Here is a 12,191-nt window from a genome sequence, read left to right on the forward strand (position 1 = left end):
CGCGCGCCGGGGCCATGCGGACGCCCGGCGCCGGGCTTATAGCGGCGGGCCCGGCGCCCCTCAAGCGCGGAAGGCGGCGCGGGTGGACCGCGCGCTGCGGCTTTGCCGCAACGCGGTCGAAAAATCGCCCCAAACCCCCGGCATCCTGGCTTCAACGTGACCTTTCGGCCACGCTGCCCGGTTCGCCCGCGGCGGCGTCCCTCGCCCCTCCCGTCGCGCGCGCTCCCTCCGGGGGGATGGCCCGCGGCGGACAGCCAGGAGCTTCCTGCATGCGCTCGATCCTGATCCCGACCCTCGCCGCCTCGCTCCTCTCGGCCGGCGTCACCGCCGCGGCCGCCGCGGGCGACCCGTCGGGCACCTGGCTCACCGAGGACGGCCGGGCCAAGATCAAGATCGAGAAGTGCGGTCCCGGTGCGGCCCATGCCTGCGGCAAGGTGGTGTGGCTGAAGACGCCCCTCAACGAGCAGGGCCAGCCCCGCACCGACATCAAGAATCCCGACCCGAAGAAGCGCAGCCGTCCGGTGATCGGCCTCACCCTGATGGACGGGCTGAAGCCCGAGGATGGCGGCTACAAGGGCCAGATCTACAACGCCGAGGAAGGCAAGATCTACGACGTCTCGGTCAGCCGCGAGAGCGCGAGCGAGCTGGCGATCTCGGGCTGCATGCTGAAGATCCTGTGCGGCTCGCAGACCTGGACCAAGGCCCCGGACGAGTTCGCTCAGGTCGCGCCGGCCCCCGCCAAGGCGAAGCCCGCCGCAAAGCCCGCGGAGTAGGAAGGCCCCCACGCGAGCGCGGCGCCCCGCGGCTCAGCCGCGGGACGCCGCGCTCGGCGCCTCCTCGGCGTCCGGCTTGAGCCGGAAACCGCGCTGGACCGCCGGGCGGGCCTTCATCCGGTCGAGCCAGGCGCCGACATTCGGAAATTCGGCGATGTCCTGGCCCTGGCGCTCCCACATCTTGGCCCAGGGCAGGATCGCGATGTCGGCGATGGTGTAATCCTCGCCGGCGACGTGGGCGTGGCGGCCGAGTTGGGCGTCGAGCGTCGCGTAGAGCTTCGTCGTCGCCGCGGTGAAGCGGTCGATCGCGTACGGGATCTTGTCCGACGCGTAGATGCGGAAATGGTGGGTCTGGCCCAGGGTCGGCCCGAAATTCGCGGCCTGCCAGTAGAGCCAGATGTCGACGGCGATCCGGGCCCGCTCCTCGGCGGGGTAGAACGATCCGGCCTTGCGGGCGAGGTATTGCAGGATCGCGTTCGATTCGAACACCGTGATCGGTGCGCCCCCGGGCCCGTCCGGGTCGACGATGACCGGGATCTTGCCGAGCGGGGCCACGGCCAGGAACTCGGGCGCGGTCTGGGCGCCCTTGCCGATGTTGATCGGGATCATCCGGTAGGGCAGGCCGCATTCCTCGAGCATGATCGAGGCTTTCCAGCCGTTCGGCGTCGTCCAGTAGTAGAGGTCGATCGGCGGCGTCGTCACGGCCGACATGCGGCTGGTCCTTCTCGCACGGCGGGGACGGGGTACGTCCGTCGCGCATCGGGCTTCCCCGTCAGGTAAACAGGGCCGCGCCCGCCCTGTACAGGGTGAAGGTTGTCTCAACCGGGGGTCTTGCAACGGTGTTTTCGGTCCCGGCCGATCCCGGCGCGGCCGCGCCGCGCCGGGCCCGGAGGCGACTTGCCCTTGCGTCAACTTGTGGCAGTCTCGGCGATGCGGCACCGCTCCCGGTCCGCACCCTGCCCTCCGCGAGACCGCCCGGTGAGTCCGACCATGATCCGTCCCGTCCTGCGCGCCGCCCTGGCGGCCCTGATCGTCGCCGCCCCCACGATCGCCGTCGCCCAGGCCGGCCCGGGCGCCGGCGCCGCGCCGCGCCGCGAGCCCGGCATCCGGGCCCTCGCCGCCCGGGAGCGCCAGCGCAAATGCGGCGCCGAATGGCGCGCCCTCCCCCCGGCCGAGAAGGCGGCACAGGGGCCGCGCTGGCCGCAATATTACAGCCGATGCGTCCGTCGCCTGAAGGAGCAGAAGGCCTGAGGTTCCGGGGGCCGGGGCCGGGCGTCGGATCGTCCGGCATGGCCACAGGGCTCGGTGCGCCGGTCGCGCCGGGGATCTTGCCGATGGGACGGAGGGAGCCGTTTTTATTTGGCTCCCCAATCAAATTCGCATTCGATAGTTGAAATCGACTTCGATGCCTGTCATACATTGAAAATCCTGAGTTTCGAGACCCAGGGCACCTGCAAGGCGCACTCATCGAGTGCGCCTTTTTTCTTGTTGCCGCAGTCGATCACGAAAAAAGGGCCCCGGCTTGCGCCGGAGCCCCCGATTCTCGACTGAGAACGATCTTAGAAGTCGCGCTGGACGCGCATGCGGATCTGGAACGTGTCCGTCGCGTTGGTGGTCGGCAGCACGCCGCCACCGGCGATGACCGGCTGGCCGTTCACGACGTTGACGATCGAAGCAGCGGAGACGCCGGGAGCCTTGTTCTGGTCGATGGCGCGGCCGTTCTGCAGGGCGAGGCGGGCGTAGTTGCCCTCGATGCCGATGTCGAGGTCACGCACCGGCGACCAGATCAGGCTGGCGCCCGCGACGATCTGGTTGGTGTCGCGCAGCTGGTTCGTGAAGGCGAAGCCCGGAGCGAACGGGCTCGGGAGCGGACCGGTGGTGAAGCCGGCGAGCTGGTTCACGAAGCCGAGATTCGCGCGGCTGGCCTTGCCGTAGGACATCTCGCCGTAGCTGCCGAACACGGCCGAACGCCACTCGGGGGCCCAGTAGTGCAGGTAGGCCGCGGTGACGGTCCAGGACGTCGACAGATCGAGCTTGCCGGTCAGCGGATCGACCACGGCGTCGACGAGCGAGGTGCCGAAGGTGGTGCCGGTGGCGAGCGACGCGAAGTTGGTGTAGCTGCCCAGCCACATGTTGTAGCCGGTGGTGCGGGTCGTGCCCTCGCCGTAGGAGCCCTGCAGGTAGAGCAGGTCGCCCGGGGCGATGAACGGCATGTTGAGCTTCAGGCCGCCCTGGATGGCCCAGCCGTATTCGGTGGCCGGACGGGGAGCGACGGCGCCGACGGTCGAGACGCCGGCGATGCTGCGCACGCCGGAGGCGTTGGCGGCGTTGATCTCGTGCACGAGGGCCGAGACCTGAGCCGAACCCCAGGCGGCGTCGTAGCGGAGCGCGCCGACGAAGTCGGGCATGCGGATGCGCTGAACGACGTCGTAGTCGGCGATGATCGGCTGGCCGAGGGCGTTGGTGCCGATGACCGGGGTGAAGTTGCCGGCGCCCGGCTGGAACACCTGGAAGCCCGTGAAGGTCGAGCCGCCGCTGGCGCTGCCGTAGATCGGGGTCTTGCGCAGGATCGGGTCTTCCATCGACAGGGTCGCCGAGAAGCCCTGACCGAAGGTCGCCGTGTAGGCGAGCAGGTTGGTCGAGGAGTTGTCGGAGCCGAGCGACGAGCCGATGAACTCGAGGTCGTGGGCGTAGAAGTCGAAGAACGAGGCCGCGCGACCAGCGGTGAAGCCGGCGAACTGGATGAAGGCCTTGTCGAGGTTCACGCCGTTGGTGACGCGACCGAAGGTGTCGACGCCCAGCGCCGGGAAGCCGGTGCCGCCCAGACGCGCGGTGCCGGAGGCGAGGAACGGACCGCTGCCGTAGGACAGGTCCATACGCACGAAGGCGCGCAGGGTGCCGTAGGCGGTCGAGGTGCGGGCGTCGAGGTTGAGGCGGCCGAGGCCCTGGTAGCCGGTCAGGTCGCCGGAGCGGCTGTAGGCCTGCAGGTAGGTGGCCTGGAACCGGGCGCGACCCGAGACGCGCAGGCAGGTGTCGGTACCCGGGATGTAGAAGAAGCCGGCGCCGTGCGTGGAGCAGACGCGGACGTACTCGACGGGCGCAGCCTTCTTGATCGGCAGATCGGCAGCGTGCGCAGCAGCAACGACGGTCAGGCCAGCGGCCGAACCGAGCAGAAGGCTCTTAACGAGCTTCATGGAGACCTCCAAGATTTCGGACCCGAAAGGGGTGAACGACTCTGTTCCGAAGACCTTTTCGGCCTCGAGACCATGTCCCTCTTATGCCCCCGAAGATTCGGCCGCCGCACAGACATGGCCGAACCGCACCGGACTTCCTCGGTACGGTCGGAACAATCTTTCATGCCGCCGAGTTGATCAATCTTTCTCAAGGTCTAACAACGCTCGAGTGTCCCCTTGGTGTCGGAATGTGGCAGAATCACCACATTTGCGTTGCGACAACCGATCGATTGGTCTTGCGTAGAAGGCGTCGCTTCATGATCTAACAAGCGAAAACCGGTACTTTTTTTGATCATAACCAAGCACTAACAAAAAATCACAAATCAGATTTGTAAGTATATTTTTGCGACATGATTTTGTTAGCGCAAATGTCTTGCTGAGGGGCGGTGACGACCGGCGGCCAAATGGGCGGGTTCGAGGGACGGAGATCGAAATTTTTAGCGCATGGAATTTTTCGGGCGCCCGATCGCCTCGTGACGGAGGGGTGGCCCCCGGGATCGGTGCCGGCGCGGCCTCCCGCCTCTTCCGGGACGTCGGTTCGATGACCTTCGCGCGCGACGGCGATTCGGCGGCGGGCGGCGCCTCGACGATCTCGGCGACCGGACGACCGCCGGCCGCCGTCCCGAACCGTCTTTACGAGCGCCCGCCGCGCCCGAAGCCGGCGACGTCTCCGTCGGATCCTCGTCTCCCGATGGGGCGCAGGGCCGTCCGGGAAGCTGTCGCGCCGAGACGAGCACGGGCTTCTCCGCTCCCGGCCTGAGGGGACACGAAAAACTTCCCCCGGACCTTTCCCCGGACGGCTCGGCATGGACCGGGCGGGATGGGCCGGGCGGGATGGGGCCGGGCGGGATGGGGCCGGGCGGGATGGGGCCGGGCGGGCGGGACAACCTCGTCGTCGCGGCGTGTGCGAGCGACCTCGCTCCAGTCCATCCACCCGATCGTCGGCGCATGCGCCCGGGGCGCATCCCTCCACCATCCCGAGGGCGGCAGCCGTCGCCCCCTTGCCATCAGTTTTTAGTTGTTCTAATTAGCAACTGACGGAGCCGAACGCGGCTCACGAGCGGGAGACACCATCATGGCGACCACCCCGGGCGCGGCCTGCAGCAGCTGCCGCTACTTCGACGACCACAAGCTCAACGGCGCCGCCGCCTCGGCCGATGCCGGCCTGTGCCGCTTCAACCCGCCGGTGAGCCAGCCGGACCCGCAGGGCCATGGCCTGTGGCCCGTCGTCGCCGGCCAGGACTGGTGCGGCCACTTCACCGCCGAGCAGACCGCCGCGGAGTGAGCCGCCCCAGCGCGGTTTCGCAGTTTCGCTGAAGGTTTCGTCCCCCGCTCGACAACGAGCGGGGGATTTTCGTTTCGGGGTCTCTCACGAGGATTTTCGGGAATCATGGCCGCGAATGTTTCGTCCGATGGTGCGGACGAAACATGACGGGCGCCGACGCGCCGAAATCGGCCCCGCGACGCAAAACCCACGACACGCGCCGTGCCTATACCGCCCGCCACAAGAGCCCGGGGACAAAAGGGCTGCGTGGAGGCGACGATGATTGTGGCGCGGATGATCCTGGTGAGCGCGATGCTGACGGCCTGCATCGTGGAGACGACGAAGACGGCCATGCCGCGCCCGGCCGAGGGCGGCCCCGCGGCGGCGCCCGCCTCCACCGTGCCCGCGGTCGATCCGGCCTGCGCCGGCGCCGCCTGGCCGTACCTGCCCGGCGCCTGCCTGCGATCCGACGGCCCCGCCGACGGGGCGGCGCGCCGGCCGGTGCGGGTGATCGAGGAGCGGCGCCCGGCCGCGCCGGTCCGGCTGCCCGGCCGGGTCTCGGTCGGTTGATGGGCCGGCCCGGCTCGCCTGTGCGCACCACCGTCAGCCCCTGCCGCGGGAGACCGTCATGCCGGATTTCAGCGCCGAGCGCCTGAGCGACCTCCTCGCCGGCGATCCCGAGCGGCTCGCCGATCTGCGCGCGCTCCTCGGCGCGCCGTCCGGATCCGACGCCGGCGACCGCCCGGAGACCCGGCGCAAGGGCGGGGCCGCGCCGGCGAGCCGGCAGGTTCCCCCCGGACCTCGCGAGGCCGGGCGCCCGGCCGTCGCGCGCACTCGTTCGGCGCCGGCGCCGATCCTGGCGATGCCCGAGAATTGATGCATAGTCGTCACCCGCGGCGGAGCGGGGCCAGGATGCGCGTCGGCCACAAGATCTTCCTGGTCGGCGGCCTGCCGATCACCATCGCGGCCCTGATCGCGCTCGCGGGCTGGCTGCTTCTCGCCCAGGCCGGGACGGCCCGCGACGGGGCGGTGCTGGCCGGCGCGATCTACCGCACCCTGACCTTGTCGATGACCGTCCGGGACGAGTTCCTGGCGGCCCGCCCGGTCGAGCGCACCGACCATGCCGAGCGCTTCGCCCGCCTCACCGCCGAATCCGCCGGCTCCCTCGACGACCTGCGCGGCTACGCCCGCACGCCCGGTCAGGCGGCCCGCATCGAGGCCGCCCGAGCCGCCCTGAAGGATTCGATCGACCAGATGCAGGCGCTGGTGCGGATCACCCGGGAGAATGACGGGTTGATCGCCGACATGGCGGCCCGCGCCGACGCCCTGGTGAGCCTCGCCGACCAGGCCCGGGACCGGCAGCGCGCCGCCAATGCCGATCTCGTCGCCTCCCTCACCGACAAGGCCGCCGCCCTGCGCCGGGTCCGGGACGTCGTGAGCGCCGTCAACGCCCTGCGGGCGCAGGTGGCGCAGACCGAGATCGAGGCCTTTCGCGCGGGCGATGCCCGTCCGGCCGCCATGCGTGCCTCGATGGTCCGTCTGTCGATGGTCCATGTCCGCAACGCCGCCCGCGACCTCGCCGTCGCCCTGAAGGACGACCGGCGCGGGATGGAGGCCGAGGAACTCCTGATCCTCACCGCCGCCTACGAGGCCTGGCGCGAGACCGAGGAGCCGCATCTCGCCGTCCTCGGTGGCGCGGCACCCGAGCGCGCGCCCCCGGCGTCTCCCCCGCCCTCGGCCGTCAACGTCCTCGACGAATGGTGCGAGCGGGTGCTCAAGATCGACGGCTCGGCCCAGCGCTCGCTGCACGACGAGGTGGCGCAGCTCCTCGCCTACGCGGTCCGCGCCAACGAGACCGAGCAGGCGACGCAGAACATCGCGCTCGCCACTCTCAAGCTCGGCCAGCGCACCGCCGAGGCCCTGCGCCGGCGCGACATCCCGGCGGCGGCGGCGATGCTGGAGGACGGGCGGCGCCTGTCCGAGACCGCCGCCGCCCTGCCGATCTCGCCGCTGATCCAGGGCGAGATGATCGAGGCCATCGACGGCTGGCGCGAGCGCCTCGGCACCACGGTCGAGGGCCTGCGCCGGCAGAACGAGGGGCTCGCGGCGATGGACGGCCTCGCCGCGGTGATCGGCGAGACCGCCCGCAGCCTCAACCAGGTCTTCATCGACGATGCCGACCGCCTCGGCACCTTCCTGGTGCGCGTGCTGGTGATCGGCGCCGGGGTCGGCCTGGTGCTCGGCTCGACGGTCGGCCTGGCGGCGGCGGCCTCGATCACCGGGCCCCTGCGTCAGCTCCAGCGCAGCATGCTGGCGCTCGCCGCCGATCCCGGCGGGCGGGTGCTGGGGGGCGCGGTCCTGGCGGGCGAGGTCGAGCGCCGGCGCGACGAACTCGGCGACATGGCCCGGGCGACCGCGATGTTCGTCGACGAGATCGGGCGGCGCGAGCGCGCCCTCCTCCGGGCCAAGGAAGAGGCGGACCGGACGCTCGCCGCCTTGCGCCAGACCCAGTCCGACCTGATCCAGGCCGAGAAGCTCGCCTCCCTGGGCCAGCTCGTCGCCGGGGTGGCGCACGAGATCAACACGCCGCTGGGCATCGCGCTCACCACCGCGACCCTGATGGGGGACGAGGCGCGGGATTTCGGCGCGCTCGCCGCGGCGGGCCAGCTCTCGCGCTCGCGCCTGACCCGCTTCGTCGACCGGATGCGCGAGGGCTCGCACCTGCTCACCGCGAACCTCACCCGGGCGGCGGATCTCGTCCAGAGCTTCAAGCAGGTCGCCGTCGACCGGGTGAGCGACGAGCAGCGCCGCTTCCCCCTGCGCGCCTGGCTCGCCGAGCTGATGCGCAGCCTCGGCCCGCTCCTGCGCCGGGGCGGGCACCGCCTCGATCTCGAGGTCGATCTCGACGGGGAGGAGATCGAGGTCGACACCCATCCGGGCGCGCTCGCCCAGGTCGTCACCAACCTGGTCAAGAACGCGGTGGTGCACGCCTTCACTGAGGGCGTCCTCCCCCGGGGGGAGCCGGGCCGCATCGTGGTGGCGCTCTCCCGCGACGGGTCCCGCGACGAGCCTTGGCTGCGCCTGGAGGTACGCGACGACGGCCGGGGCATCGCGGCGGAGGACCGGGAGCGGATCTTTGACCCGTTCTTCACCACCGCCCGGCACCGCGGCAGCTCGGGGCTGGGCCTGCACATCGTCTTCAACCTCGTCACCGGCCAGCTGCAGGGCCGCATCGCCGTCGAGAGCGAGCCCGGGCGCGGCACCGTGGTGCGGGTCGAGTTCCCGGCCCGTCTCGCCCCGGCGGCGGAGGCCGTTCCGATGATCCGGTAGGGCGGCCTTCGGCGTTCGGGCGAGCGTCGCTCGAGGGCCGATGCGAGTCGCACGTCATTCAGGAGAGTGACGCCGCGCCGTGGCGCTTTCGAAGTCTGGCCGTTCGGTGTGTACTCGCCGACCTGGACCGGCCGCACGGCGCCGCCGCCGCTTGCGAGGGATCGACGCCCGTGACGAATCGACGAAGCGGTGGGGTTCTGCGCGGAGCGAGGCTGTCTCGGGCGGCGGGGCTCGCCGCCCTCCTGCTCCTCGGCCCGCCGGCCACCGCCCGGACGCTGGTGTTCTGCTCCGAGGGCAACCCGGAATCGCTCAACCCGCAACTCGTGACCACGACGACCGGGATGGATGCGGCCTGGCCGGTCTTCGACACGCTGGTGGCGTTCGAGCCCGGCACCACCACGATCCGGCCGAGCCTCGCCGAATCCTGGACGGTCTCGCCGGACGGGCGCAGCTACACCTTCACCCTGCGTTCCGGCGTCCCCTTCCACCGCAATGCCCGGTTCCGTCCGAGCCGGCCGCTCGCCGCCGAGGACGTGGTGTTCTCGATCTCCCGGCAGTGGCGGGAAGATCACCCGTTCCACGGCGTCTCGGGCGGGCATTACGCCTATTTCCGCGATCTCGGCCTGCCCGACCTGATCGAGGCCGTCGAGGCCGTGGATGCCCGTACGGTGCGGGTGCGCCTGCGCGAGGCCGACGCAACCTTCCTGCCGAACATCGCCATGACGCTCGGCGCCGTGCAATCGGCGGAATACGCCGCGACGCTCGCGGCGGCCGGCGAGGCCGAGCGCTTCGACCGCGAGCCGATCGGCACCGGCCCGTTCAGCTTCGCGGCGTACCAGCCCGACGTCGCGTTGCGCTACCGCGCCTTCCCGGAGCACTGGGGCGGGCGCCCGCCGATCGACAGCCTGGTCTTCTCGATCACCCCGAACGCGGCGGTGCGCCTCGCCAAGGTCCGGGCCGGCGAGTGCCACCTGATGCCGTTCCCCAACCCCGCCGACCTCGACGCGATCCAGGCCGATCCGGCGCTGACGCTGATGCGGGAGGAAGAGCTGAACGTCGGCTACCTCGCCCTCAACGTCACGCGCCCGCCCTTCGACGACCTGCGGGTGCGCCGCGCCGTCGCGATGGCGATCGACAAGGCGGCGATCGTCGCGGGCGTCTACGGGCCGGGCGGCACGGTCGCCCGCTCGCCCCTGCCGCCGAACCTGTGGGGGCACGACCCGGCCCTCGCCGACCCGCCCCTCGACCGGCCGGCGGCGCAGCGGCTTCTCGCCGAAGCCGGCTTCCCCTCCGGCTTCGAGGCCGAGCTGTGGTACCCGCCGGTGAGCCGGGCCTACAACCCGAACGGCCGGCGCGTCGCCGACATGATCCAGGCCGACCTCGCCCGGATCGGCATCAGGTTGCGGCTCCTGACCGACGACTGGGCCGCCTACCGGGCCAAGATGCTGGCCGGCGTGCCGGCGATGGCCCTGTTCGGCTGGACCGCCGACAACGGCGATCCCGACAACTTTCTCGGCGTCCTCCTCGCCTGCGCGCCGGCCCGGCCCGGCGGCAGCAACGTCGCGCGCTGGTGCGATCCCGCCTTCGACGCCCTGGTGACCCGGGCCCGGCGCCTGCCGGACCAGGAGGCCCGGGCGGCGCTCTACCGGGAGGCGCAAGGCATCGTCCGGCGCGAGGTGCCCTGGGTGCCGATCGCCCATTCGGCGGTGTTCGTGGCGGCGCGCCGGGAGGTCACCGGCTACCGCATGGATCCCCTCGGCCGGCACCTGTTCCGCGGTGTCGGCCTGCGCGGCCCCGAGGCCGGCCCGGGCCCGGGGAGCCCCCCTCAGGGCGCCGCCGGCCGGGTGCCGTAGGCCTCCGCCATCGTGTCGATCGCCGCGAGCTTGGCGTGGTAGGCCGACCAGTCGTCGCCCTCGGCGATCGGCGCCCACAGGGCCTCGACCTCGTCGATCAGCATCGTGCAGGGCGTCGCTCGCGCGAAATACGGGTGGTCGAGCCGGATGGCGGGATCGGGCGAGAGGGCGGCGAGCGCCTGGCGCACCCGGGCAAACCCCTCGCCGGCGTAATGCGCGGCGGCCGGGCTGCGGGCGGCGCGGTCCCGGCTCGCCAGGCCCCCGTACCAGTCGAAGAAGACCTGCTCGAACGGCGCCCGGCTCGTCTGCAAAAAGGCCCAGAACGCACCGACGAGGGCGTGCATCGCCGCTTCGTCGTCCGGCCGTGCGAGGCCGAGCCGGCGCAGGATCGCGTCGGCGAAGGCGTCCTGGAGCGCCGGACCGTAGACGTCCATGGCCGCCCCGAGCCTGGCCTCGTCGGAGAGCGGCAGCAGGCACTCGGCGAGCCTGGCGAGGTTCCAGCCCAGGGCCTCCGGCTGGCGGCCGAAGGCGTAGAGGCCGTACTCGTCGAAATAGGCCGCGGTGAAGCCCGGATCGTTGACCGGGGCGAAGCGCCACGGGCCGTAATCGAAGCTTTCGCCCGTCACGTTGATGTTGTCGGTGTTGAGCACCCCGTGCACGAAGCCGGCGGCCATCCACTGCGCGCCCATCCGGGCGACGCGCCGGCAGACATCGGCGAGGAAGGTTGCGGCCCGGTCGGCCGGGTCGTCGCGCCAGGCCTCCGGCCGGTAGGTCGCGATCGTATGGTCGAGGAGGCGCAGGAGGTTGGCCGTGTCGTCGTAGGCGCGGAAGCGCTGGAAGGTGCCGACGCGGATATGCGAGTGGCTGAGGCGCACCAGCACCGCCGAGCGCGTCGGCGACGGCTCGTCGCCGCGCACCAGCGCTTCCCCGGTCTCGACCAGGCTGAATGACTTCGAGGTCTCGACGCCGAGCGCCTCCAGCATCGTGGTGGCGAGCACCTCGCGCACCCCGCCCTTGAGGGTCAGGCGGCCGTCGGCGGTGCGCGACCAGGGCGTGCGCCCGCTGCCCTTGGTGCCGAGATCGAGCAGGCGCCCGTCGGCGAGATCGTGGAGTTGCGCGAACAGGAAGCCGCGGCCGTCGCCGATCTCCGGGTTGTAGCTGCGGAACTGGTGGCCGTGGTAGCGCAGGGCCAGCGGCTCGGGAAAGCTGCCGGGGAGCGGCACGAAGCGGCCGAAATGCGCGATCCACTCCTCGTCGGTCAGAGAATCGAGGCCGACCCGCGCGGCCCAGGGCCGGTTGCGGTGGCGCAGGATGTGGGCCGGGAAGCGGGCCGCCGCCACCACGTCGTAGAAATCGGGCCCGAGATCGGCGTGGCGGCGCGACGGGCGGTACGGGGTGGCCGGCATCGGAACCTCGACGAAGGTTAAATGGAGCCGGGCCGGCCCCGGTGGGGAGGTCGGCCGGAGCGGGTCGGTGGCGCAACGCGCCGTTCGTCACCAGGGGTCCCGGCCGTCGGAAAACGCTCCGAATCAGGAGCTTCGGGTGCCCCTGGGGCAGCGTTCGGCCTTCGTGCCACGAGGCTTGCACGGGTGCCACACTGGTGCGGGAAGGACACGGGGAAAAGGTGCCGAATCGGGCTGTCAATCCGCTTCGCGACGTGAGAAAGTAACCCTCGTCATCGTCACACGTGGCAGATCCGCCTTGCGGGACGGTCTGAGTTGCGTCAGGAGTGTGGCGG

General features: G+C 71.3%; 10 protein-coding genes. 7 read left to right on the top strand and 3 right to left on the bottom strand.

Going from position 1 to position 12,191, the window contains the following annotated elements; translation table 11 throughout:
- Positions 1-269 precede the first annotated feature (269 nt).
- Entirely contained in the window at positions 270-773 is a 504-nt protein-coding gene (locus miv_RS14950) for a DUF2147 domain-containing protein (protein WP_058617746.1), read from the top strand.
- 33 nt (positions 774-806) lie between these two features.
- On the opposite strand, the gene miv_RS14955 is transcribed toward miv_RS14950, so the two are convergent.
- Positions 807-1,484, bottom strand: a complete 678-nt coding sequence (locus miv_RS14955; protein WP_207183307.1) for a glutathione S-transferase family protein — start codon at positions 1,482-1,484, stop codon at positions 807-809.
- Between the two features lie 279 nt (positions 1,485-1,763).
- Between miv_RS14955 and miv_RS14960 the strand changes: the two genes are divergently transcribed.
- Entirely contained in the window at positions 1,764-2,024 is a 261-nt protein-coding gene (locus miv_RS14960; protein WP_207183308.1) for a hypothetical protein, read from the top strand.
- A gap of 308 nt (positions 2,025-2,332) precedes the next feature.
- Here the strand turns inward: miv_RS14960 and miv_RS14965 are convergent, their stop codons facing one another.
- Entirely contained in the window at positions 2,333-3,967 is a 1,635-nt protein-coding gene (locus tag miv_RS14965; RefSeq protein ID WP_058617748.1) for a porin, read from the bottom strand.
- 1,114 nt (positions 3,968-5,081) lie between these two features.
- On the opposite strand from miv_RS14965, the gene miv_RS14970 reads away from it, so the two are divergent.
- The 5 genes from miv_RS14970 to miv_RS14990 all read left to right on the top strand — a co-directional run bounded on the left by miv_RS14970 (position 5,082) and on the right by miv_RS14990 (position 10,453).
- The gene (locus miv_RS14970; RefSeq protein ID WP_207183309.1) at positions 5,082-5,291 is read left to right on the top strand and encodes a hypothetical protein; all 210 of its coding nucleotides are present in this window, start codon (positions 5,082-5,084) and stop codon (positions 5,289-5,291) included.
- 258 nt (positions 5,292-5,549) lie between these two features.
- Positions 5,550-5,840 carry a hypothetical protein gene (locus miv_RS14975; RefSeq protein ID WP_048461255.1) on the top strand — a complete coding sequence of 97 codons (291 nt, stop codon included), beginning with the start codon at positions 5,550-5,552 and terminating at the stop codon, positions 5,838-5,840.
- A 58-nt stretch (positions 5,841-5,898) separates the two neighbouring features.
- Positions 5,899-6,147: a hypothetical protein gene (locus tag miv_RS14980; RefSeq protein ID WP_207183310.1), complete on the top strand. Its 249-nt coding sequence runs from the start codon at positions 5,899-5,901 to the stop codon at positions 6,145-6,147.
- A gap of 35 nt (positions 6,148-6,182) precedes the next feature.
- Complete coding sequence (locus miv_RS14985) at positions 6,183-8,600, top strand: sensor histidine kinase (RefSeq protein ID WP_207183311.1); 2,418 nt, start codon at positions 6,183-6,185, stop codon at positions 8,598-8,600.
- A 170-nt stretch (positions 8,601-8,770) separates the two neighbouring features.
- Positions 8,771-10,453: an ABC transporter substrate-binding protein gene (locus miv_RS14990; RefSeq protein WP_082171906.1), complete on the top strand. Its 1,683-nt coding sequence runs from the start codon at positions 8,771-8,773 to the stop codon at positions 10,451-10,453.
- Here miv_RS14990 and miv_RS14995 read toward each other — a convergent pair.
- Complete coding sequence (locus tag miv_RS14995; RefSeq protein WP_207183312.1) at positions 10,426-11,859, bottom strand: protein adenylyltransferase SelO; 1,434 nt, start codon at positions 11,857-11,859, stop codon at positions 10,426-10,428. The genes miv_RS14990 and miv_RS14995 overlap by 28 nt on opposite strands.
- Positions 11,860-12,191: the final 332 nt, after the last annotated feature.

This window comes from Methylobacterium indicum, from assembly GCF_017347565.1.
Taxonomy (GTDB): Bacteria; Pseudomonadota; Alphaproteobacteria; order Rhizobiales; family Beijerinckiaceae; genus Methylobacterium; species Methylobacterium indicum.